At 69.3% G+C, this 22,113-nt stretch carries 22 protein-coding genes and 2 pseudogenes; 6 read left to right on the top strand and 18 right to left on the bottom strand.

All coding sequences use genetic code 11. The annotated features are described in order from the left end of the window. Window positions 1-141: 141 nt before the first annotated feature. Window positions 142-759 (bottom strand): TetR/AcrR family transcriptional regulator, encoded by a 618-nt coding sequence (locus VF106_RS12810; RefSeq protein ID WP_330839880.1) that lies wholly within the window; start codon window positions 757-759, stop codon window positions 142-144. 44 nt (window positions 760-803) lie between these two features. Here VF106_RS12810 and VF106_RS12805 point away from each other — a divergent pair, with 44 nt between their 5' ends. Together VF106_RS12805 and VF106_RS51165 are read left to right on the top strand one after the other, a co-directional pair. Further along, window positions 804-1,322 carry an IS5 family transposase gene (locus tag VF106_RS12805; RefSeq protein ID WP_414638947.1) on the top strand — a complete coding sequence of 173 codons (519 nt, stop codon included), beginning with the start codon at window positions 804-806 and terminating at the stop codon, window positions 1,320-1,322. Continuing rightward, window positions 1,292-1,648: pseudogene (locus VF106_RS51165) on the top strand (transposase); the annotation flags it as partial. The gene VF106_RS12805 and the pseudogene VF106_RS51165, both read left to right, overlap by 31 nt. Before the next feature lie 168 nt (window positions 1,649-1,816). Here VF106_RS51165 and ltrA read toward each other — a convergent pair. Next, window positions 1,817-3,418: a group II intron reverse transcriptase/maturase gene (gene ltrA, locus VF106_RS12795; RefSeq protein ID WP_330839879.1), complete on the bottom strand. Its 1,602-nt coding sequence runs from the start codon at window positions 3,416-3,418 to the stop codon at window positions 1,817-1,819. A gap of 462 nt (window positions 3,419-3,880) precedes the next feature. Next, window positions 3,881-4,069: pseudogene (locus VF106_RS12790) on the bottom strand (transposase); the annotation flags it as partial. A 208-nt stretch (window positions 4,070-4,277) separates the two neighbouring features. Between VF106_RS12790 and VF106_RS12785 the strand changes: the two are divergent. After that, complete coding sequence (locus VF106_RS12785; protein WP_330839878.1) at window positions 4,278-4,661, top strand: ester cyclase; 384 nt, start codon at window positions 4,278-4,280, stop codon at window positions 4,659-4,661. A 41-nt stretch (window positions 4,662-4,702) separates the two neighbouring features. Here the strand turns inward: VF106_RS12785 and VF106_RS12780 are convergent, their stop codons facing one another. The 10 genes from VF106_RS12780 to VF106_RS12735 all read right to left on the bottom strand — a co-directional run bounded on the left by VF106_RS12780 (window position 4,703) and on the right by VF106_RS12735 (window position 13,952). After that, the gene (locus VF106_RS12780; protein WP_330839877.1) at window positions 4,703-5,344 is read right to left on the bottom strand and encodes a prepilin peptidase; all 642 of its coding nucleotides are present in this window, start codon (window positions 5,342-5,344) and stop codon (window positions 4,703-4,705) included. Window positions 5,345-5,417: 73 nt separating this feature from the next. Further along, window positions 5,418-5,651 carry a GrpB family protein gene (locus VF106_RS12775; RefSeq protein WP_330839876.1) on the bottom strand — a complete coding sequence of 78 codons (234 nt, stop codon included), beginning with the start codon at window positions 5,649-5,651 and terminating at the stop codon, window positions 5,418-5,420. After that, the gene (locus tag VF106_RS12770) at window positions 5,626-6,468 is read right to left on the bottom strand and encodes a shikimate dehydrogenase (protein WP_330839875.1); all 843 of its coding nucleotides are present in this window, start codon (window positions 6,466-6,468) and stop codon (window positions 5,626-5,628) included. Before VF106_RS12770 ends, VF106_RS12775 begins: the two co-directional genes overlap by 26 nt. Then, on the bottom strand, window positions 6,458-7,681 hold the full coding sequence (gene mltG / locus VF106_RS12765) for an endolytic transglycosylase MltG (RefSeq protein ID WP_330839874.1): 1,224 nt from the start codon (window positions 7,679-7,681) through the stop codon (window positions 6,458-6,460). Before mltG ends, VF106_RS12770 begins: the two co-directional genes overlap by 11 nt. Then, window positions 7,678-8,166 carry a Holliday junction resolvase RuvX gene (gene ruvX / locus VF106_RS12760; protein ID WP_330839873.1) on the bottom strand — a complete coding sequence of 163 codons (489 nt, stop codon included), beginning with the start codon at window positions 8,164-8,166 and terminating at the stop codon, window positions 7,678-7,680. The genes mltG and ruvX overlap by 4 nt, the downstream gene beginning before the upstream one ends. Further along, complete coding sequence (alaS, locus tag VF106_RS12755; RefSeq protein WP_330839872.1) at window positions 8,163-10,832, bottom strand: alanine--tRNA ligase; 2,670 nt, start codon at window positions 10,830-10,832, stop codon at window positions 8,163-8,165. Before alaS ends, ruvX begins: the two co-directional genes overlap by 4 nt. A gap of 71 nt (window positions 10,833-10,903) precedes the next feature. Next, the gene (locus tag VF106_RS12750; RefSeq protein WP_330839871.1) at window positions 10,904-11,227 is read right to left on the bottom strand and encodes a hypothetical protein; all 324 of its coding nucleotides are present in this window, start codon (window positions 11,225-11,227) and stop codon (window positions 10,904-10,906) included. Window positions 11,228-11,306: 79 nt separating this feature from the next. Further along, window positions 11,307-11,714: a DUF948 domain-containing protein gene (locus VF106_RS12745; RefSeq protein WP_330839870.1), complete on the bottom strand. Its 408-nt coding sequence runs from the start codon at window positions 11,712-11,714 to the stop codon at window positions 11,307-11,309. Between the two features lie 79 nt (window positions 11,715-11,793). Further along, on the bottom strand, window positions 11,794-12,615 hold the full coding sequence (locus VF106_RS12740) for a TIGR03619 family F420-dependent LLM class oxidoreductase (protein ID WP_330839869.1): 822 nt from the start codon (window positions 12,613-12,615) through the stop codon (window positions 11,794-11,796). After that, window positions 12,612-13,952, bottom strand: coding sequence for a replication-associated recombination protein A (locus VF106_RS12735; RefSeq protein WP_414638949.1), 1,341 nt, complete (start codon window positions 13,950-13,952; stop codon window positions 12,612-12,614). The genes VF106_RS12740 and VF106_RS12735 overlap by 4 nt, the downstream gene beginning before the upstream one ends. Before the next feature lie 239 nt (window positions 13,953-14,191). Between VF106_RS12735 and VF106_RS12730 the strand changes: the two genes are divergently transcribed. Beyond that, window positions 14,192-15,502 carry an ankyrin repeat domain-containing protein gene (locus tag VF106_RS12730; RefSeq protein ID WP_330839868.1) on the top strand — a complete coding sequence of 437 codons (1,311 nt, stop codon included), beginning with the start codon at window positions 14,192-14,194 and terminating at the stop codon, window positions 15,500-15,502. A 507-nt stretch (window positions 15,503-16,009) separates the two neighbouring features. Here the strand turns inward: VF106_RS12730 and VF106_RS12725 are convergent. Further along, a complete protein-coding gene (locus tag VF106_RS12725) occupies window positions 16,010-16,798 on the bottom strand; it encodes an SGNH/GDSL hydrolase family protein (protein ID WP_330839867.1) in 789 nt (262 codons plus the stop codon). A 55-nt stretch (window positions 16,799-16,853) separates the two neighbouring features. On the opposite strand from VF106_RS12725, the gene VF106_RS12720 reads away from it, so the two are divergent. After that, entirely contained in the window at window positions 16,854-17,426 is a 573-nt protein-coding gene (locus VF106_RS12720; protein WP_330839866.1) for a hypothetical protein, read from the top strand. Window positions 17,427-17,433: 7 nt separating this feature from the next. Here the strand turns inward: VF106_RS12720 and VF106_RS12715 are convergent, their stop codons facing one another. Then, window positions 17,434-18,462, bottom strand: coding sequence for a methyltransferase (locus VF106_RS12715; protein WP_330839865.1), 1,029 nt, complete (start codon window positions 18,460-18,462; stop codon window positions 17,434-17,436). Between the two features lie 65 nt (window positions 18,463-18,527). Between VF106_RS12715 and VF106_RS12710 the strand changes: the two genes are divergently transcribed. Next, the gene (locus VF106_RS12710; RefSeq protein WP_330839864.1) at window positions 18,528-19,340 is read left to right on the top strand and encodes a metallophosphoesterase family protein; all 813 of its coding nucleotides are present in this window, start codon (window positions 18,528-18,530) and stop codon (window positions 19,338-19,340) included. Here the strand turns inward: VF106_RS12710 and VF106_RS12705 are convergent. The 3 genes from VF106_RS12705 to VF106_RS12695 all read right to left on the bottom strand — a co-directional run bounded on the left by VF106_RS12705 (window position 19,311) and on the right by VF106_RS12695 (window position 22,110). Then, window positions 19,311-19,772, bottom strand: coding sequence for a hypothetical protein (locus tag VF106_RS12705; RefSeq protein WP_330839863.1), 462 nt, complete (start codon window positions 19,770-19,772; stop codon window positions 19,311-19,313). The two genes, VF106_RS12710 and VF106_RS12705, sit on opposite strands and share 30 nt — an antisense overlap. 47 nt (window positions 19,773-19,819) lie before the next feature. Continuing rightward, window positions 19,820-21,025 carry a hypothetical protein gene (locus VF106_RS12700; RefSeq protein WP_330839862.1) on the bottom strand — a complete coding sequence of 402 codons (1,206 nt, stop codon included), beginning with the start codon at window positions 21,023-21,025 and terminating at the stop codon, window positions 19,820-19,822. Between the two features lie 140 nt (window positions 21,026-21,165). Next, window positions 21,166-22,110, bottom strand: coding sequence for a DUF389 domain-containing protein (locus VF106_RS12695; RefSeq protein ID WP_330839861.1), 945 nt, complete (start codon window positions 22,108-22,110; stop codon window positions 21,166-21,168). Window positions 22,111-22,113: the final 3 nt, after the last annotated feature.

Genomic DNA, 22,113 nt, shown 5'->3' with positions numbered 1-22,113 from the left:
TGCCGCCACTCGGCCCTTGTGCCGGCCTCAGACGACGCCGTTCGCGCTTCGGACCAGCTCAGCGTGGCCCCGAGTCCGGCCGTTACGACTACAGGGTGCGTCTGGTGTGACACGTTCTGCCGCAAGCGCCGGCGCTGTTCGTCATCGGGGCCGTAGCCCGTCGAGGATGATCTGGGCGAGGTGTGCTGAGCGTTGCTGGCTGGTCTCCGCGTTGGCGTGCCGGATCGCGGCGAAGGCCCCGGCGACGAGCGCCATCACGTCGTCGACGGTGACGTCGCGTCGCACGGCGCCGGCTGTGTGCGCGCGGTCGAGCAGCTCCGCGACCTGGCCGGTGAGGTCCGCCGCGACATCCGGGGCGGCGGTGCGCAGGTCGAACTCGGCAGCCGTCAACGCGCTCTTCACGGCCGCGTTCTCGGCACCCATGGCCACCATTCGAGAGAGCTGGGTGAACAGCGCCGCGGGATCGTCGGTGGCGGCGAGCGCTGTCGCCTCCGCCACCAGCTGCTCGAGCTGATCGATCGTGACCGCGAGGTACAGCGCTTCCTTGGTGGGGAAGTGCCGGTGGACGGTGCCGGGCCCAACACCCGCCCGACGCGCGATCTCGTCGAGCGAGACGCCGAGACCGTCTGTGGCGAACAGTTGCTGCGCGGTCCGCAGCACCCGCTCGCGATTGCGGCGCGCGTCGGCTCGCAACTCCCGGCCACCACCGTGAACTGTCGAGGAGTTCGGCGCGGCGCGTTCGGGCGGTCGGCTGGACATGTCGGTCCTAGATGAGAGCGGGCACAGGTGGGCATCCGTGACGAATGAGATGGACACTCCTCCTGACCGCACTGTACGTGCTGGTCGACGATCATGTTGTGCTGGTTCGACGATATGTGGATCACCGATGCCACGGCGGCCCGACCAGCAACGATCACTTAGGGGCATCTGATCTTGGTTTAGGTCGGATTGAGCCGTTGTTGCCGCCGGTGTCGGGTGGTGGCAGGCGGTGGCGTGATCACCGTCAGGTGCTCAACGCGATCCTGTGGAAGCTACGGACGGGTGCGCCGTGGCGTGACCTGCCCGAGCGGTACGGGCCGTGGAAGACCGCGCATGAGCGGTTGCGGCTGTGGACCAAGACCGGGCTGTGGCAGAAGATCCTCGACGAAGTGATCGTCAAAGACGATGCGGTCGGTGAGGTCGAGTGGGTGATCAGTGTCGACTCGACCGTGGTCCGGGCCCACCAGCACGCGGCTGGAGCCCGGAAAAAGGGGGTCGCACCGCCGAAACCGAAGCCCTCGCCGTCGACGGGGAACACCTCGGCCGCTCGCGCGGTGGACTGAGCACCAAGATCCACCTCGCTGTCGACGACCGCGGCCGGCCGATGCGGATCCTGCTCACCCCCGGCCAGGCCGGGGACAATCCCCAGCTTCTGCCGCTGCTCGACGGAATCAGTGTCAGCCGTGACGGGCCGGGCCGGCCACGCTGCCGTCCCGACGCGGGCGCGGGATCCCGCGCCCGCGTCGATGTCCTGGCTGGCTTCGGCTACGTTGCAGGAGGTTTTCACGCTCTGCGAGTCGATGATCGCTGCGGTCGGAGTGGCCGCACGCCCTTTCGCCACCCGAACCTGTTGGCGGAGCAAGTCATGCAGGGCCTCGGTGTTCCATAGGCTTCCCACTTGGCGTCGTAGTCATAGACTGTCTTGTCGGGCGAGGGAAGTCATGGTTGAGTCGGCCTGGGGCGCTGTGCCAGCGTTACTGCTGGTCCGTTTCCCCAGGCCGCTCGCCGAACCCGGCGTGCGCCTCTCAACGCACCGGGCTCTCCACGGTCTGTGCCGTCAGGCTGTTCCAGTAACCCAGGGGATAGGGATCTTGCTGCCGCGGTAGCGGTACCGGGTCACCGGGATCGTGCCGATCCGTGCCAGTTCGATCTTTCCGGCCGCTATGGGCACCCAACGCCCGGTCGGGGTGGTATGCCGACGCCGGAACTCCTTCCAACTCCACCGATGCCGAGTACGCAGCATGTGCACCACTCGCCACCAGGTGAAGTTGTCCAACGCATGGAAGGTGTCCTTGGCGACCGCGTGCCGGAAGTAATACGCCCACCCGCGCAGCACCGTGTTCAGCTGGTGCAGCACGAATCCCAGGTCCTGCTGCGACGTCTTGCGGGTCAGGGCACGCACTTTCGCTTTGACCGACCGGACCGGCCGCTTGCCGACGAAGGTGTAGACGTACCACTTGTCCGTTCCTCGTTTGCGGCGCCACTGGATGCGGAACCCGAGGAAATCAACTCCCTCACTCAGGTGCACTATCTGGGTCTTCACAATCGATAACCGCAGACCCAGCGGTGCAAGCACCATCGCGATCTGGTCACGCAACGCCTCGGTGTCCTGCCGCGTGCCGTTGACCAGCACGAGGAAGTCGTCCGCGTAGCGGACGATCTTCCACGTCGGCAGGCCCTTAACGTGGCGGGTGTTGCGACGTTTCCCAGTCGACATCGCCCCACCCGGCTTCCATGGCTCCTGCAGATGCCTATCCAGCACCGACAAGGCGATGTTGGCCAACAGCGGAGACAGGATGCCGCCCCGAGGCGTACCGGTGATGGTGTCCCGACGAACACGGAGTTCGGTCAGAACCCGGGCTTTGAGGAACGCCTTCACCAGCCGTAGAACGCGCTTGTCCTTGATCCGGTCCCGAACCTCGTCCATCAGTACCGCGTGATCGATCTCGTCGAAACACGCGTGGATGTCCGCGTCCAGCACCCACCGATACCCGTTGGTACCCAGCATATGGATCTCGGCGATCGCGTCCTGCGCCCGCCGCGAGGGACGAAACCCATACGAGACCGGTTCGAAGCCAGCCTCGAACACGGGCTCCAGTACCAGTTTCAACGCCGCCTGCACGACCCGGTCCGCGACCGTGGGAATCCCCAACCTGCGAACCTTGCCCGACCCACCCGGCTTCGGGATCATCCGTTCCCGCACCGGCAACGGCCGAAACGAGCCGTCCTTCAACGACACCCGTAAATCGTGCAGAAACCCCGGGACACCAATACCCTCCTCGACGTCGCTGACCGTGAGGCCATCGACGCCCGGGGTTCTCGCGCCCCGGTTACCCGCGACCCGCTCGAACGCCATCATCAGCGTCGCCGGGTCACAGACCAGGTTGAACAAGTCGTCGAACCGACGGCCAGTATCGGCCGCCGCCCAACGGTGAAGTTTGGCCTGCATCTCCGCTACTCGCCCGTGCGGTCCCACCGGGACCGGCACCGGCGAAGCGCTGCCGTCCAGCGGCGCGTCTTGCGGCATTACAGCATCCTTCCCTTCTCCAAACCGCTGTCGTCCTTCCCCATGTACCGGGCTTTCCCCGGCTCGAAGTACTACGACGACTCCGCCCCGTCCGACCCGTTCAGCGGTCGACGCCCCTATCCACACCGCCACGCTGGGCGCCTGGAGAGTGCGGAGGTGGTGTCGGACGGTTCCCGTGTTCACTGTGTCCCGCTCGATGGAGGAGGAGCCCGACTCTGCCCCAGCGGCATCGCCACGAGTACGCCGCAGACCTTCCTCGTGGCCTCCCGGAAGCTACTGCCTGTTCGCCCCGGAAGTTCCCGCCACCGCAACGGCGACGGTACGCACCGCGCCCGGCCCAGATCCGTCAGGTTCGAGCCGGTGGGAATTGTGAAGGGCTTTACAACGCCGGTTCCTCGCGTACTCCTTTCCACCACGCTTGCCGGGCACACACCATCTGACGGTCCTGGCCCATCCCGGCTTTGTCAGGGCTGCTTGCCACCCTCACCAGCGTCACCTGGTTCGGGCTGCCCTCAGCTACGGTCAGCCTGCTGCGACAGGCCAACGGCAGGGGTCTCTCACCCCCACTCGGTCACACAGCGCATCACGGCGCACCGGCAGGTACTCCCACGCGATCCCGGTCCGGCACACGTGCAGGATCGCGTTCACGATCTCCCGCAACTCATGCACCCGCGTCACCGTCCCCGGCCCCCGCCGAGCCGCCCGCCACGCGGTCAACGTCGGCTCGATCAACGCCCAACGAGCATCGGACAAGTCCCTGCGATACGCGGGCCGGCCACCCACAAGTTGATCAAGCTATCAGCCGGCACCCGAACCGGACATACCGACACCAATCAAGATCAGATGCCCCCTTTTATCAACGCTCGGTCGGGCAGACCGACGCCGAAGGTCACGTGACAGCCTTTGTAACCGGGGCGCCGCACCGTATAGTGCGAACCATAACCGGGGCGACGACCCGGTTATGACACTCGACCATGAGGAGAGCCTGCCGATGACCACACGCGACGCCGGCGACTTGGTGCGGCGGATGCAGGAGTGCTTCAACACTCGTCAGTTCGACCAAGCCGACGATCTGTTCACCCCCGACTTCTTCAGTCATCCGCTCGGCACCACCGGGTTCGAGGCAGGCAAAGAGGCCTGGCGTAGCCTCGTCGCCCATCTTCCCGACTATCGCGTCGTCGCCGAGGACATTCTGGTTGACGGTGACAAGGTCGCCATCCGCTCGTCCGTCGAGGGAATCCCGACGCCGGACGGCGGCGTGCGGCCGATGCTGATCGAGATCTTCCGCGTCGACAACGGCCGCCTCGCGGAGGGTTGGGCACTCGGCCAAGGGCTCCCCCTCGAGTTCCTGGACACCGACACAGTCGCGAGCTGACACAACACGGCCCAACCACGCGAATCATCCCTTGTGGACACTCATGGCGGGGTCGTGATAGCTGGGAACGTTGCAATCACATAGGTTGCCGCCAGTAGGGCTGGGCCGTGCGGGATGCCTGACCGCCATTGGTGGCGTCGACGCTTCGGGACCGTCAGGCTCAGCGCGAGCGTCAGGATCGCTGCCAGCGCCGTACCCACCAGCACCGCTGGCATACCCACCGCACCCATAACCGCGCCCTGACTGCCGGACAGTTTGACGTCGCCTCCACCCATGGCCGCGGGGGACACCAGGTGGAGCATCAGGTAACCGCCGCCCAGCGCCAGGGCACCCAGCAGCGCGCCTTTGGCCACGTGCCAGCCGGACTGCGTGCTGGCCAGCGACACCGCCATAGCTATGGCCGGGTAGGCCGACAGCGTCACAACGTTCGGCAGGCGGCGGTGTTTCAGGTCGACCGCCGTCAGCGTCACGGCCAGCCAGGCCACCACCAGGGGTATCGGGAGCCACCACCAGGGCAGGTGACCCGTTTCGGCGCGCCAGCCGGCCAGTGTCCACAGTGTCGCGACACCCAGAGCCGTCCATCCTTTATGGACAGTCGCGCCTCGGCGGATGCGGGTGAGCACCGACTGGGCGGCTGCTCCCGAAGCGGCACCGGTGGTTGCGAGGAGGAGGGAAAGAGTCATGACTCCAGGGTCGGGGGTGCGGGCCTGGAGGGCAAGGAGAAGAGCGAGCGAATGGGACTTTCGTGCGAGGAGGTCAGGTCAGGGCCTTCGCCAGGATCTCCTTCACCACATCGGTTTTCGCCTCCGCGTAGTCCTGCACGTATCGCCACTCCCGTGTGGACAGTTCGCGTTTCACCGCCGCGCAGTGGTCGCGGTCGTCGTCGTGGGTGCGAAGCCGGTCGCGGAAGCACAGCATGCGGTCGATCTCGGCCGCGGCGTGCTGGAGCGTCCACGGCTCCAGGTCAGAGCGGCAGCGGCAGGATGCCACCCGTCGCCGCGCGCAGGGCGTCACGCATGGCCTCGCGAGGGGCCGACCTGCCGGTGAACTGCTCGACCTGCCCGAAAGCCTGGTGCAGCAACATGTCCAGGCCCGTCGCCAGGACGCCGCCGCGCTCGGCCACCGCTGTGGCCAGCGGGGTCGGCCACGGGTGGTAGATCACGTCCAGGACGCACGGCGCCAGTGACAGGTCGGCGATCAAGGGTGCGACCGCGGCCGGCGGGGTCGTGTTCACCAGCACCGACGCCGACGCCGACAACACGGAGAAGTCCGCGGCCGCCCACGAGACGGGTGACACGGCCAGGCCGAGCGCCGCACCGCAGTTCACCGCCGACGACGCCTTCGCGACGTCGCGCACCACCACGGTCGCCGACGACACACCCAGCGACGCGAGGCCGGCGAGAGCCGCGCAGGCCGTGCCTCCCGCACCCAGCACCACGCCGGTCGTGGCGGAGACACAACCCACCGCCCGCAACGCGCCCGCCACCCCGTCGATGTCGGTGCAGTCCGCCGCCCAGCCGTCTTCCTTGCGGACCAACGTGTTCGCCGCGCCGACCGCCCGCGCACGAGCGGTCGCAACGGTCGCCAGTTCCAGCGCCGCCCGCTTGCCCGGCATCGTCACCGACAGGCCGACCCACGACTCGTCCAGCGTCGCCACCAGCGTCGGCAGTTCCGACTCCGACGCCTCCAGCCGCGAGTACGTCATGTTCAGGCCCAGCGCGTCGTACGCGGCCTGGTGCAGCACCGGTGACAGCGAATGCGCGACCGGCTTCCCGGCGATCGCCGCCCGTCGAACGTCAGTAGGCACCGTTCGCCTGCGCGAGGGCCCGGTTGTCGTTGTGCTCCGTGTTGGTGGTCGCGAAGCACGACGTGCCGTCCTTCTGGCACTTCACGAAGAAGAGCCAGCCACCTTCCTCCGGCTTCACGACGGCCTGCAGCGCGCCCTCGCCAGGAGCCGAGATCGGCGTCGGCGGCAGACCCTTGTTGTCGTAGGTGTTGTAGGCACCGACCCGCTCGCGGTCCTCGCGATTGGTGCGGATCATCGGCCGGTCCAGCACGTAGTTGATCGTCGAGTCGTACTCGAGCTTCATGCCTTCCTGTAAGCGGTTGTACGTCACCCTGGCGACCTTGCCGAAGTCCTTGGTGATCGCCTCTTTCTCCACCAGCGACGCCATGGTCAGTACCTGGTAGGGCGTGTAGCCGGTCTCGTCCGCGATCGTCGGCAGGCCGAGCGCCTGCATCTGCGTCGCCGACTCGGTCATCACCTGCGTCCACAGCTCGTCGGCCGTCGAGCCCGGCTTGACGTCGTAGACGCCGGGCATGATCAGTCCTTCGAGCCGGCGCTTCGGCTCGGCTTTGCTCGCGTCGGGGATCGCCCACTCCGGAACCCCCAGCTTCGCCAGGTCCCCGGTCTGGACGACCTGGGTCAACTGCTCCGGCGGCACACAGGTGCTCTTGCCGTCCAGCTCCGCGCACGACGCGTCGGACAGCATCCCGGTGATGCCCTTGACCACGGACTCGTCCGGCTGGGTGATGTTCTCGAGCTGGCTGCCCGGCTTGACCTCGAACTGGCCCACCTGCGACTCGGGATTGACGATCTTGCTCACCGCGGCGGCCCCGGAGGACTCCTTCTTCATGACGTAGTAGCCGGGCTGCACGCCACGCACGGCGGAGTTCGACTCGGCGGCCACCACGAACGCACGTGAGCTCGCGACCACACCCGCCTCGACCAGGGTGTTGGCGACGTCCGCCGTGGTGTCGCCGTCCTTCACCTGGACCACGACGTCGCCCTTGCCCTGGCCGGCGAAGTCGTCGTAGTCGCCGATCCCGACGATCTGCTTGTAGCCGTAGTACCCGCCGACACCGATCAGCGCCAGCACCACGACCATGCCGATCCACACCACGGTCCGGCGCTTCTTCTTGCGCGGCGCTGGTCGCCGGCCGCTACTGCTGCGGACCGGACGGTGGCGCTCCGTACGTTCCTCACCGAAGAGGTCGAGATCGTCTTCGGGGTAGGTCATGGCTCAAGCCCTTCCTGTGGCGTCCGCCCCAAGCGCCCGTCCAGCCAGGCCTGCAGGATTTCCACGGCGGCCGCCTGGTCAACCACCGCTCTTTGCCGCTTACCCCGCACCCCGCGGTCGCTCAGCATTCTCGTGGCGCTCACCGTCGTCAACCGTTCGTCGGCCAACCGGACAGGAACCGGACGTACCCGTCGCGCCAGCTGCCTGGCATATGCCGTCGCGATCGCCGCGGCCTTACCGTGACCTGCCGAAAGCGTCCTGGGTAAGCCAACCACTACTTCGACCACCTCGTACTCGACTACGAGCTCGGCCAGCCGGTCCAGATCACTGCCCGAACGTGCGTCGCGCGACAGCGTAACGAGTGGCGTCGCGAGGACGGGACCCGGATCGCTGAGCGCGACCCCGACCCGTACCGAACCAACATCGACACCCAGCCTGCGGCCAGGCCCCGGATCCCCGTGGCCTGGCCGGTCGGGTTCGGTCACGTGGCCGCCTGGTCGATCGCCTTGCGCAGCGCCGCGACCGCGTCCGGCACGCCGGCCGGGTTGCCGCCACCGCCCTGCGCGAGGTCGGGCTTGCCGCCGCCGCGACCGCCGATCGCCGGCGCGAACGCCGGCACCAGCTTGCCCGCCGCGAAGCCCGCGTCCCGCGCGGCCGAGGTGGTCGCGACAACGAAGCTCACCTTCTCGCCGTCCGCCGAGAACAACGCGACCACACCGGAGCGCGCGCCGAGCCGGTTGCGGACCTCGCCCGCGAGCTGCCGCAGGTCGTTGCCGCCGATGCCGTCCGGTGTCGCGATCGCGACCAGCGCCGTGCCGTGGATGTCCTCCGCCGACTCCGCGAGTGTGCCCGCGGACGACAGCAGCTGCCCCGCACGGAGCTTCTCCAGCTCCTTCTCCGCCACGCGCAGCCGCTCGACGGTCTGGCCGATGCGCTCCGGCAGCTCCTCCGGGCGCACCTTGAACTGCTCCGCGAGCTGTCCGACCAGCACGTGTTCCCGCGCGAGGAACCGGAACGCGTCCAGGCCGACCAGCGCCTCGACACGGCGCACACCCGCGCCGATCGACGCCTCGGAGAGGAGCTTCACCACGCCGATCTCCCCGGAACGGTGCACGTGCGTGCCGCCGCACAGCTCCTTCGAGTAGTCGCCGATGGTGATGACGCGGACCTTCTCGCCGTACTTCTCGCCGAAGAACGCGATCGCACCCTGCTTGCGCGCCTCGTCGAGAGTGAGGATGTCCGCCTGCACGTCGTAGTCGTTCAGCAGCACGTCGTTGACCTCGTCCTCGACGTCCGCCAGCACGCTCGCCGGCACCGCGCCACCTGGCGAGGTGAAGTCGAACCGCAGCCGGCCCGGTCCGTTGAACGAACCCGCCTGCGCCGCCTGTGTGCCGAGCGCACGCCGCACGCCCGCGTGCACAAGGTGAGTTGCTGAATGAGACCGAGACACCGCGCGGCGACGCGACGGGTCGACCTCCGCATGCACTGTCGCGTCCAGTAGCAGCTCACCGGTGACGATCTTGCCGCGGTGCACGTTCAGGCCCGCGACCGGCGACTGCACGTCGTGTACCTCGACCACCACGCCGTCGCCGACGATCTTGCCGGTGTCCGCGAGCTGACCGCCGCCCTCCGCGTAGAACGGGGTGCGGTCGAGCACGACCTCGACCTCCGCACCCTCCCCCGCCGACACCGCGGGCTGGCCGTGCGAGAGCAGGCCGACGACCCGCGACTCGGTCGACAGCTCGGAGTACCCGAGGAAGTCGGTGGTGCCGTGGTCGTCGAGGATCGAGCGGTACGCGCCGCCGTCCGCGTGGCCGACCTTGCGGGACGCCGCATCCTGCTTCGAGCGCTCACGCTGCTCGGTCATGAGTCGGCGGAAGCCGTCCTCGTCGACCTTCAGGCCCTGCTCGGCCGCCATCTCCAGCGTCAGGTCGATCGGGAACCCGTACGTGTCGTGCAGCTGGAACGCCTTGTCACCGGACAGGACCGTGCCGCCGGTCTGCTTGGTCTCGGACGCCGCGACGTCGAAGATCTTCGAGCCGCTGGACAGCGTCTGGAGGAACGTGTCCTCCTCCTGGCGCACCACACCGTCAATACGGTCGAACTGCTCGACCAGTTCAGGGTAGGCGGGACCCATGGTGTCGCGGACGACCGCCGCGAACTCACCCAGTACCGGCTCGTTCACGCCCAGCAGGCGGACCGAGCGGACGATGCGGCGCAGCAGGCGGCGCAGCACGTAGCCGCGCGCCTCGTTGCCCGGGGTGACGCCGTCGCCGATCAACATCACACCCGACCGCGCGTGGTCCGCGATGACGCGGAACCGGACGTCGTCGACGGGGTTGGCGCCGTAACGCCGTCCCGACATCTCCTCCGCCCTGGTGATCACCGGGCGGACGAGGTCGGTCTCGTAGACGTTGTCCACGTTCTGGAGCAGGTACGCGACGCGCTCGATGCCCATACCGGTGTCGATGTTCTTGGCCGGCAGCTCACCGATCGGCGCGTGTCCCAGCTTCGGGGACAGTTCCCCGCGCTCGTCCTGCATGAAGACGAGGTTCCAGATCTCCAGGTAGCGGTCCTCGTCCACGACGGGACCGCCGTCCTTGCCGTGCTCGGGGCCGCGGTCGAAGTAGATCTCCGAGCAGGGGCCGCCGGGACCGGGCACACCCATGTCCCAGTAGTTGTCCTTGCCGTCGCGGCGCTGGATGCGCTCGTCGGGCAGGCCGGCGACCTTGCGCCACAGCGCGATCGCCTCGTCGTCGGTCTCGTAGACCGTCACCCAGATGCGGTCGGGGTCGAAACCGTAGCCGCCGTCGGACTGGCTGCCGGTGACCAGCTTCCAGGCGTGCTCGATCGCACCTTCCTTGAAGTAGTCGCCGAAGGAGAAGTTGCCCGCCATCTGGAAGAACGTGTTGTGGCGGGTCGTCTTGCCGACCTCGTCGATGTCGCCGGTCCGCACACACTTCTGCACGCTGGTCGCGCGCGGGTACGGCGGCGGCTCCTCGCCGAGGAAGAACGGTTTGAACTGCACCATCCCCGCGTTCACGAACAGCAGGTTCGGGTCGTCGAGGATCAGCGAGGCACTGGGCACCAGCGTGTGCCCCTTGCTCGTGAAGTGGTCGGTGAATCGCTTGGAGATCTCGTGTGTCTGCACGATGGGTCCTTGGAGGTGTCGAACGAGTTGGGGTCCGGCACGGCGGACAGCGCGGCGCTACCGGGCGCGGCTCAGCTGCCCGCCCTGCGAGCTCGCGCGTCGGCGGGCCGGCTCGGCCGCCCGCGTCCCTCGTCCCGGACGCCGAGGGCGCGCCGCGCTACCGGGCTGACCCCGGACCGCTGCTCGACCACCTCGGACAACTCCTCTTCTCGTTCCTCCATGCCCGCACGGACGTCGGCCCCGAAGGAGCCGATCGCGCCGGCGAGCTCACTGATCGCCTCACCCAGGTTACCGGCGATTCCGGCCGGGGTCGCCTGCTTTGCCGTCTCGCGGGCCTTCTTCGACAACGCCACACCGGCCGCGACACCCACCCCCAGCCAGAAGAGCCTCTTCACTGTGCCGCCTCCCCGGAACCAAAGGTGTTGGTCACGTTGGGTCGACCTGATACCGATACCGAGGTTGACACAGGGCTGCTCACGACTTCGCCTTTCGCCTCTCCCGACGGGCGTGCTTGCCCTCGGCCGCCTCCTTGGCCTTGCGGCGAGCCTTGAGCGCCTTGCTCACGCCGTAGGAGAACGCGGCGGCCTTCACGAGCGGGCCGCCCAGCGTCGCGGTGAACACCGAGGTCAGCGCGGAGACGTTGCCGGTGACCGCCTGGGTGTTCGCGGTGATGCCGTCCACGCGCTCCAGCTGCGTGTTCACCCGCGTGAGCGTGGTGTTGGCCTCGTTGAAGATCGGGTCGGTGTTGGTGTGCGCCTTGCGGATCGCGATGGTCGCCTCGTCGAGCGTGCGCCCGAGCTTGATCAACGGGATCGCCAACAGCAGAACGAGCAGCACGAACGCGCCGGCCGCGATCAGCGCGGCGATCTGCCCTGCTGACACGAGCCCTCCCTGGGGGTTTCATGGGGGTCTGGAATTGGCCGAAAGATTACCGTGAGCACTTGGTAGCGGCCCGTTCGGCTCAGGTCAACAAGCCGACGTGTTGATCAAGAGCCGCGAGCGTGGTGTCCCGGTCGGCCCGCTTCAGCTCGAGAAGTGCTCGTTCGACACCCGCCTCGGCCAGCTTGGCCAGCACGTCCGCGTCCGGTGGCGCGTTCATCACGGTCACCGGGAGGGTGCGGCCGAGTTCCGCCGCACGGGCCCGCAGCTCGCCGATGTCCTGGACGAGCACGTCCGGGTCGCCGGTGTGGATCGGGAACCAGCCGTCCCCGTACTCGACGATCTTGCGCCAGGCGGGGTTCTTGCCGCCACCGACCAGGACCTGTGGGCCGCTGGGCGGCTTCGGCCACGAGTACAGCGGGTCGAAGTGGACGTGCTTGCCGTGGAACTCGGCCTCGTCCTTGGTCCAGATCTCGCGCATGGCCAGCATGTGCTCGCGCAGCACGGCGACCTTCTCCTTGGGGTCGACGCCGTGCTGCCGGAGCTCGCCGTCGTGCCAGCCCGCGCCGACACCGACGACCACCCGCCCGCCCGAGATGGCGTCGAGGCTCGCGATGGCCTTGGCCGTGACGATCGGCTCACGCTGCGCGGCGAGCAGGATCGAGGTGCCGAGCGTCAGCCGTTCGGTGGCGCCCGCGATCACCGACAGGGTGACGAGCGGGTCGGTGATCCTCGGATGCGTGCGTGCCTGTTCCTCGCTGGGCGCCGACGCGAGATCCTGGACCGGCAGGTTCGTGTGCTCGCCGAGGAACAAACCCTCGAAGCCGCGCTCCTCCAACGCCCTGCCCAGGTCGACGGGGCTGACGCCGTCGTCGATGAACCCGTACCAGAAACCGATCTTCACCTGTTTCCCCTGATCGCCTTGCGTAGTTTCGGCACCCGGTCGGCGAGCGCGCGTTCCATGCCTCGCTGGGTCGGGTGGTAGTAGTCCTTGCCCACCAGCTCGTCCGGTGGGTACTGCTGTTCCAGCACGCCCTCCGGCACGTTGTGCGGGTATCGGTAGCCGGTGGCGTTGCCGAGCTTCTTCGCTCCCGCGTAGTGGCCGTCCCGCAGGTGCGCCGGCACGGGGCCGATCGCACCCTTGCGGACGTCCGCCATGGCCTCGCTGATCGCGGTGGTGACCGCGTTGGACTTGGGCGCGGTCGCGAGGTGGACGGTGGCGTGCGCGAGGTTGAGCGCGCACTCGGGTAAGCCGATCAGCTGGACGGCCTGGGCGGCGGCGGTGGCGGTCTGCAGCGCGGTCGGGTCGGCCATGCCGACGTCCTCGCTGGCGTGGATCACCAACCGGCGCGCGATGAACCTCGGGTCCTCCCCCGCCTCGATCATGCGGGCGAGGTAGTGGAGGGCGGCGTCCACGTCCGAGCCGCGGATCGACTTGATGAACGCGCTGGTCACGTCGTAGTGCTGGTCGCCCTGGCGGTCGTAGCGGACCGCGGCCTTGTCGACCGTCGACTCGACCGTTGGCAGGTCGATCCGGCCGTCGTCGGTGGCCAGTGCCGAGTCGGCGGCGGCTTCCAGAGCGGTGAGGGCTCGGCGGGCGTCCCCACCCGCGAGCCGGACGATGTGGTCCTCGGCGTCCTTCTCGAGGGTGACCGTGCCGCCCAGGCCGCGCTCGTCGGCGACCGCTCTGTTGACCAGCTCGCGGACGTCGTCGTCGGTGAGTGAACGCAGTTGCAGTACGAGTGACCGGGACAGCAGTGGGGAGACGACCGAGAAGAACGGGTTCTCGGTGGTGGCCGCGACCAGCAGCACGATCCGGTCCTCGACGGCGCCGAGCAGCGCGTCCTGCTGCGTGCGGGAGAACCGGTGCACCTCGTCGATGAACAGGACCGTGGACTCCCCGGAGTGGGTGAGGCGGCGGCGGGCCTCCTCGATGACGCCGCGGACCTCCTTCACGCCGGCGGACAGCGCGGACAGCGCGACGAAGCGCCGGCCTATCGCGCTGGAGACCAGCATCGCGAGGGTCGTCTTGCCGGTGCCGGGCGGTCCGTACAGCATCAGAGACGCCGGGGCAGCGCCTTCGACCAGCCGCCGCAGCGGGGCACCGGGACCGAGCAGATGGTCCTGGCCGACCACCTCGTCGAGCGTCGCCGGGCGCATGCGGACGGCGAGCGGCGCGTTCGCGCTCACCCGCTCCCGCGCGCCGGGGTGGTGCTGCTCCTGCGGCGGGCTGTCGAACAGTTCGAGGTCAAGCCCTTCTTCCACGAAGAGGACGCTACCCGCCGCCACCGACAGTGCTCATTGGCCTCGCTCCGCTCGGCTCTGAGCGGGCCGCTCAGGACTACGATGACCTGGCGCGGTGTGGGGCCGCGTCCGGTCCGCGGGAAGGGCTGAGCCCACCCCTCTGGTGTTGTGTCGACCGTGCCTTCTCCCCTGCCCGGTGTTCGCGGACCGCGGGCGAACGGGGTGAGGAGGTTGTCGTGAACGTTTCTCTGCCGGCCGCTGTCAGTCTCGAGCAGCTGCGCAAGCAGGCTAAGGAGCTGGCCAGGGCCGACTCGGTCCCGCTGTCCCGGGCACAGCTCGCGCTCGCGCGGCGGTACGGGTTCCCCAGCTGGCCGAAGCTGCGGGCGTACGTGGCGCGGGTCGAGGCCGGGGCGCAGCACGCGTTCGAACCGGATCCCGACTACTACGCCGAGCGTGCCGAGGGACTGCTGGCGTCGGCCCTGGACGACACGCCGTCGTCGGTCGCGGAGTTCACCCGCTGGTCGGCGCCGTTGACCGCGGCCGGCGCGCGTCTGGTCGTCGCTCGCAACCACGGCTTCGCGGACTGGGTCGCGCTGCGGCGGCACGTGGTCGGGTTGCGGACGTCCGGGGAGCCGTTCGCACGGGCGTTTCACCTGCTGCGGGCACAGGACGTGGCGGGGCTCGGCGCACTGCTCGACCAGTTTCCGTCGCTGGTCGGCGCTCGCGGCACCAACGGCAACGACCTGTTGGCGCTCGCGTCGGCCACGTGTGACGAGCGGTTGGTCGCGCTGCTGGTGGCACGTGGGGCGGACGTGCGACGCGGGAACGTGCACGGCTGGACGGCTCTGCACCAGGCCGGGTACGCGAACCTGCCGTGGATGGCGCGGGTACTGCTGGCGGCCGGTGCGCCGGTGGACGTGTCCGCGCGGGGCGACGGTGGCACCCCGCTCGTGGTGGCGCTGTTCTGGGGCAATGTGGAGGTTGCCGAGGTGCTGGCCGCCGGCGGTGTTGTACCCCGGAACCTGCGGACGGCGGCCGGCCTGGACGACGTCGCGTCACTCGAGGCGTTGTGGGGCACGCCGGACGCGGGGGCGCATCGCGGGTTCTACCGACCGCATGGCGGGTTCCCGTCCTGGCGGCCCGGCGACGACGCGACGGAGGTCCGCGACGAGGCGTTGAGCTGGGCGGCCCGGGCGGACGCGGTGGCGGCGATCTCCTGGCTGTGCGCGCGGGGTGCCGCCCTCGACGCGGACGTCTACCGGGGGACGGCGCTGACGTGGGCCGCGGCACGCGGACGGGTTCGCGCGGTACGGCGGCTGCTGGAGTTGGGGGCGGGCGTGAACGTACGCGGCACGTTCGGTGGGCCGGGGCACGGACGTGGGACCACCGCTCTGCACCACGCCGCTGAAGGAGGTCACCTGGAGGTCATCGAGGCGCTGCTGGCCGCTGGCGCGGATCCCACTGTGGAGGACGAGTTGTACGGCGGCACACCGGCGGGGTGGGCTGAGCACAATGGACAGTCCGCCGCGCACGAGACGCTGCGGTAGTCCCGATGTCGTCGAGGCGCGGCTGGTGAGCGGCGGCCGCCGAGGAAGCTCGCGAGGATGACGGCGCCGAGCACGAGAAGTGCGGCGGCGACGCCGATACCGAGCAGGAAGCCTTCCATCGCGACGCGCAGCGGTGTGCCGCCGCTGGCTGGTGTCTTGAACGGCGCGTTGGGGACGTTCAACGACATGGGCGCGTCTTTCGGGACACCGCTGCGTGGCATGAACACGCCATTCGTGGCATCAGGGGGCAGAAGGGCTTGGCGGTTTCCGGGAACAGTCCATCCGGTTGACGTGGGTCGCCCACTCGCCCCCTGCCGCCGCCGGCCCCCGGATTCAACGCTACCAGCGAGCAACGACATTTTCCGGGCGTCCGAAGTGTCCTGTGGACAGTTGACCGCATGAGTGGGCCGTTGGCTCGGGCAAGGCGGCTCGGAGGGTTGGGTCGGGTCTGCCAGCGGCCTCGACAGTGGACCGTCGACGGTGCCGATCGTCGTCGGTGTTGGTGGGTCAGGTTGGGGTGTCCATGAGGAATCGGGTCAGTTCTGGGCGTTTGGCGGTGCGGCTGGTGCCCGACGAGATGCCTCGGAGCCGTCTTCCGAGCCACGGGCCCAGGAAGCCGGTCAGCCAGCGTAGTTCTGTGCGGATCACCGTCAGGCGCGGTGGTTGTGGCAGTGCGGGGAGCGGGTGGGTCCACGAGTCGTCGGCGCCGGGGAGGGTCAGTGCGTGTGCCAACGAGTCGGCGATGCGTTGGTGGCCCATCGGGCTGGCGTGGAGACGATCTTCTGACCAGATGCGGGCGTCGGTGGTCACGTCGATCTCGAACGTCTCCACCACGCGTACTCCGTGGCGGGCGGCAGCCGCGCGGATACGGGCGTTCAGTGCCAGTACTCGTGGGAGGAGCGGGCGGGCCAGCGGGGCGATCTTCGCGACGTTCGGGAACGTGACCGTGCCCACCGTGGCGCCGGCCTTCGTCAGGGACGCGAACATCGCTTCCAGGTGGCCCGCTACCGCGTCCAGGTCGCATCTCGGGCGGAGGACGTCGTTGAGGCCGGCGACCACCGTCGCCAGGTCGGGCTTCAACTCCAGCGCGGGGGCCAGTTGTTCGGCGTGCACTTCGCCGGCCAGTTTGCCCCGGACGGCGAGGTTGGCGTAGCGCAGCTCCGGGTTCAGTTCGGCCAGCCGAGCCGCCAGGCGGTCGGCGAAACCGCGGTGCCCGGACGTGTCGTCGCCGTCGCCGACGCCCTCCGTCTGGCTGTCACCGATCGCGACGTAACGGTGGTACAGCTGCTCCGGCATCGGTCCTCCTGGCGTCTCCTCCGGCCATCGTATCGGCGGCCATTACCCTCCCCACGTGCAACGAACCACCCGTCTCCCGGCTGACGCGCAGCTGGTTCTGCCGGCGCGGACCCGAGAGGCCGTCCGGGAGCACACGTCGCCAGTCGCGATCTTCGTGGTCACCGTGGTGATCGCCGGGTTCGGGGTCGGCGCGACCGGGTCACCGGTGTGGACGGTGATCGGCGTCCTCTGCCTCGCCGGAGTGGTGCTCGAACTGTTGTTGGTGCGCGCGCAGATCGGATTCGGGCCGGTACTCGCCGCCGACCGCGAGCACGTGTGGGTGCGTGCCGGCGGGTTCCTGTCCCCCAGGTCCGTCCAGCTCGACTGGTCGGAGATCACCACCGTGACGCTGCACGTCTGGCGTGGGCGGCGCGACGCCACGGCCCGCTACCTCTCGTTCGACCTCGCCGACGACGCCGCGGCCCAGCTCGCCGCCGACCCGAAGCTGGCCAGGCGGGTACGCCGGCTGACCCGCGTGTTCGGCTCGCCGCTCGCGATCTCAGAGCAGCGCGCACACGTCCTCGACGGCACCCTCCGCAACCTGCGTGACCTCGCGCCGGACGGGGTGGGCTTCGTCAACAAGGCCTGACCTCAGCTCACTGCGCCGCCAGCTCCACGATCGCGACCGTGCCCGCGGTGTGGACGGCCACCACGGTGAGGCCGGCGGTCTCCGCGAGCAGCGTCAGCTCGTTGACGTCACGCTCCCGCCCGCCGCCGAACAGGACGAGCCCACGCAGGTCCTGCTCGGTGTCCACCGGGTCCGCGATGTTCTCGATCACGAACACCGCGCCGTCCTCGCCGGCGGCCGCCGCACAGCTGCGCAGGATCGCGCGCGCGTCCTGGTCGCCCCAGTGATGGAGCACCGAGCACAGCAGGTATCCCTCCGCCCCGGTGGGCAGCTCACCGAAGAAGTCACCGGCCACGGCATTCCCTCGCCCGGCCAACCCGGCCGCGGCCAGCATCTTCCGCGCGGACTCGGCCGGGCCCGGCAGGTCGACGACCGTGCCACGCAGCGCCGGGTACTCGGTGAGCATCGCGACCAGCAGGGTCCCGTTGCCGCCGCCGACGTCGACCACGTGCCCGAGCGCGCCCCAGTCGTAGGCCGACACGATCAGCTGCGCGACGGTCCCGACAGCGGCACCCATCTGCTCGTCGAACGACGCCGCCCGGTCCGGGTCCGCCGACACCGAGGCCCAGAATGGCACGCCGTACAGCTCCGGGTACGCGGCCGTCCCGGTCCGCACGCTGTGCAGCAGCCGCACGAACGCCAGGTCCGCGTGCCCCAGCGCGCCCTCGATGTCCCACCGCGCCCGCAGGCCGGCAGGATCGTCTGAGCACAACCCGGCACCCAACTCGGTCACGGTGTACCGGTCCGAGTCCAACGCCCGGGCCAGCACGCCGGCGGAGACGAGGTGGCGCAGCACCCGGTCGAGCGCGTCCGCGTCGGCGCCGATCGTGGCCGCCAGCTCCTTCGCGGTGGCCGGCAGGCGGTCGGCGACCCGCAGCGTCGCCGCGACCCGTATGGCCATGGGTGTCGCCAGGTCCGCCATGGCCGCCAGCGCGGCTCTCGACGGCACCGTTGCTGAAGTTGTGGGTTGGGCCTGCGGCAACTCCTCGTCTGCCATCGCGTCTCCCTTCACCACCCTCAACCTAGGACCGGTCGGGGCGGCCCGCAGATCGCGCTGTGCCCGTGGCGAACGCGCTGGCGGTGAGCAAGGCGCGTGGCGATGCTGAAGCGGTGGTCGATCGCGTCGCTGTCCTGTCCGATGTTCACGGTGTGCTGCCCGCGTTGGCGGCCGTGCTGGCCGAGCCGGACGTCCAGACCGCCGAGCTCATCGTGCTCACCGGGGACATCGCGGCCGGGCCACAGCCCGTGCGGACCCTTGATCTCCTCCTTTCGATGGGCGACCGGGTGGTGTGGGTCGGTGGCAACTGCGAGCGCGAACTCGTCGCTGCCGCCCGCGGCGGCGGAACGCCCGGGACGATCTCCGCCTGGGCGGGCCCACGGCTGCGCGCCGACCAGGTCGAGCTGCTCGACGGTCTGCCGAGGACGGTCACACTCGACGTACGTGGGCTCGGCGAGGTCCTGTTCTGTCACGCGACCCCACGCGACGACGAGGAGTTCGTCCTCGTCGACAGCTCGCTCGACCGGTGGGCCGAGGTGCTCGACGGCGCACCGGACACCATCGTGTGCGGCCACACCCACATGCCGTACGTCCGGCTCGCGGACCGGCGCACGATCGTGAACCCCGGCAGCGTCGGCATGCCGTACGGCACGACGGGCGCGCACTGGGCCCTGCTCGGCGGCGCTGACGGCCCCGCCATCCAGCTACGCCGCACCCACTACGACCGCGCGTCGGCCGCCGACGCGATCGAAGCGGAGTGCGACTACCCGGACATCGCGGAATGGACCAGGGGTTACCTGCTCGAACCCGTCTCGGACACCGAGGCGCTCGCGGTGTTCAGCCCACTCTCACGGCGCGCCGACGGGCCCCTCGGGTAAGAAGTCCGCGAGGTACGCCTCGACGGCCGGCTCGGGCGGCTGTAAACCGTGCCGCACCCAGGCGGACCGCTCATGTACCAGGGCCGGCAGTTCCCACACGCAACCGATCAACGGCTCCCGCAGCGGCGTGAACACCGTCGGCGCGTCGAAGGCCGCGCTGGCCGCGCGGCAGTGCAGGATCTCGCCGTACACCCACGCGTACAGGTTGAGCCAGATCGCGTCCATTCCCTTGTGCAGCACGGAGAACGCCACCCTGGGTGTGTCGTCCGTGCCGGCGGAGGACGGCAGCAGCTTCGGCAGGAACGACGCGGCCGCCTCGACGACGGCGTCGTCGAGGGGCGTGTCCGTGACGGTCACGAGGTAGCGCTTGATCTGCCAGTCCCCCACTGGCAGCACACCACCCGAGGCGAGGTAACGCGCGGAGAATCCCATGGCCCGTACCGTAGCTCCGCGCACCGACAGTTTTGGGTTCTCGCAGGTCAGCGGCGGAATGCCGGGTACAGGGCGAGCACCGGGTCGTCGTCGAACCAGCGCACGCGGAGCCGGTCGCAGACGGCGGCGGCGTGTTCGGCAACCGCCTCGGAACCGGCCAGCAACGCGTCGTTGGCGAGGCGGCGCCACCGGTCGGTCAGCACGTGTGTCTCCGGCGGAGTGTCCGACAGCAGCGACGAGTGCGTCTGCGCCGCCTCCGGTCTGCTGAAGAACTGCCACGTCGTCAGCCACACCCAGAACAGCTGGGCGTCCAGCAACGCCGGCAGGAGCACCCCGTCGTCGTCCAGATCTGGCCAGACCACCCGGACCTCGGCCCGCCAGCCGGCGAGCATCGCGTCCGTCATGCCGTTGGGCAGCCCGAACGGGCACCAGCACGAGGGGAACGGCACCCGAAGGAACGCGGCGTCGAAGATCGCGTTGCGGACGCAGCCGCCCTCGAGGTCGAGGAAGCGCACGCCCCGGTTGGTGATCAGGTTGTTGTCCGGGCACGAGTCCGACGGGCTGAACGCGCGGTGGTGCCCGGTTTCGAGCAGGTTCCTGCTCCGCTCCGCGCACTCCAGCACCGCCGCCGAGGTGCAGACCCCCAGCTCAGCCTCCAGCACGGCCGGCAGGTCGTTCATGGCCTTCGCGCCGTCGATCGCCAGCGGGTCCTTGAAGTCCGGGACCGTCAGCCGCCGCTGCAGCGCGTCGAAGTCGGCCTCCCGGCTCGCGGTCGTCGCGTGCAACCGGCCGAGGGACCTCGCGTAGGACAGCAGCGCACGCTCGGCGGCTCGGGCGTCGTCACCGAGCAGCTTGTCGGCGAGGGTCGGCGCGCGGCCGAGGTCCTCCAGCACGACGAGCCGGCTGCCCGGGTCGTGTGCGAACAGCTCGGGGCACATCCGATCCTCGGACGCGAGCGCGGTGAACAGCTGGTAGCTCGCCGCCTCCCGCACGAAGCTGTCGCAGTGCTCGTGGAGTGGCTGCACGTACCGCTTGAGAACGAGCGTGCGTGGCAGGGAGAACGGACTCGCCGCGACCCGAACCCGCGCGACGCTCGACCGCTCGGAGCCGCCCAGATCCTCCGCCTCCGTGAGCGTGATCCGAGCGCCGAACCTACGGCTCAGCACCGCCTCTGCCGCGACCACGGTCGCCAGTATTTCCGGATCCGCTTCACCACCGAGCGTCGGTGGGTCGGCGGCGGTTTCCACACTCATCTCCTCAGACCCTACTCCCGTCCCTGGTACCGACCGTAGTCATGTCCATCGATCAAGTAGCGACTGTTTCGGGATAAATAACGAAAACAGGTTCGTGTCGGGATCATTGCGACTGAGCGGGCCGAGGCCACGTCACCTGCTCAGCCACTGGAGAGTGGACGGCCGGCGTCGACGGTCGTCCACGTGGCACGACGCACCAGCAGCACCGCGGCGGCTGCGAGCACGATGCCGACGAGGTTGATGACGAGCTGACCGACCGAGGGAAGAACCCGGTTCCATTCCCCGAGAATCGCGGCGACACTCGCGTAACCCGCGGCCGGCACGGTGGTGACCGAGATGAACACACCGACCAAAGCTGCGGATTTCGCGGAGGTCATCGACAGCATCCCCGCCGCCCCCGCCAGCAACGCCACGATCAACGACCACGGCCCGATGTCGTAGACGAAGTCGACCTGATGTCCGTCGCCGGCGATCGCCCGCGCGTCGAACAGTCCGACCGCGCTGCCCAACGCGGTGCCACCAGCGGTGATCGCCATCGCCAGCGGGAAGCCGATCGCCAGCACCAGCGACGCCCTGCGCACCAGGTCCCAACGGCGGCGGACCAGACCGACGGCGATCGCCGCCAACGGCCCGAACTCCGGCCCGACGACCATGGCGCCCACGATCGTCACCGGCGAGTCGGTGATCACGCCGACGGCGGCGAGCAGGCACGCGATCGCGAGGAACGCCATGAACGTGGCGTTCAGCCGGGACTCGTCACCGGTGCGGGCGAGCAGTTCCTCCCACACCAAAGCGTCCGTGCCGTCGCCGGGCGCTTCCTTCTCCGCTTCGTCGGCGGCGTCGGACAGTGCGGTGTCGATCTGCTCCAGTGTGATCCCGCCGGAGTGGTCGACGCCGAGCTCACACAGCGAAGCGATGACCTCGTCGGTCGCCTCGCGGGCGATGTCGGCCTCGACCACGTCGCCCTTCGGGGCGACGGCGGCGCCGGGCAGGAGCACCACGTGCGCGACGCCCGGGTGCTCCTGAAGCCTGCTGACCACAGCCTCCGTGTGTTCCGTCGGGCAGATCGCCCTCAGGTGCAGCATGTC

It is taken from the genome of Actinophytocola sp., from assembly GCF_036378875.1.
Lineage (GTDB): Bacteria > Actinomycetota > Actinomycetes > Mycobacteriales > Pseudonocardiaceae > Actinophytocola.
Note: the sequence above shows the minus strand (reverse complement) of the source record. Positions and strands in the feature narration are given on the sequence as shown.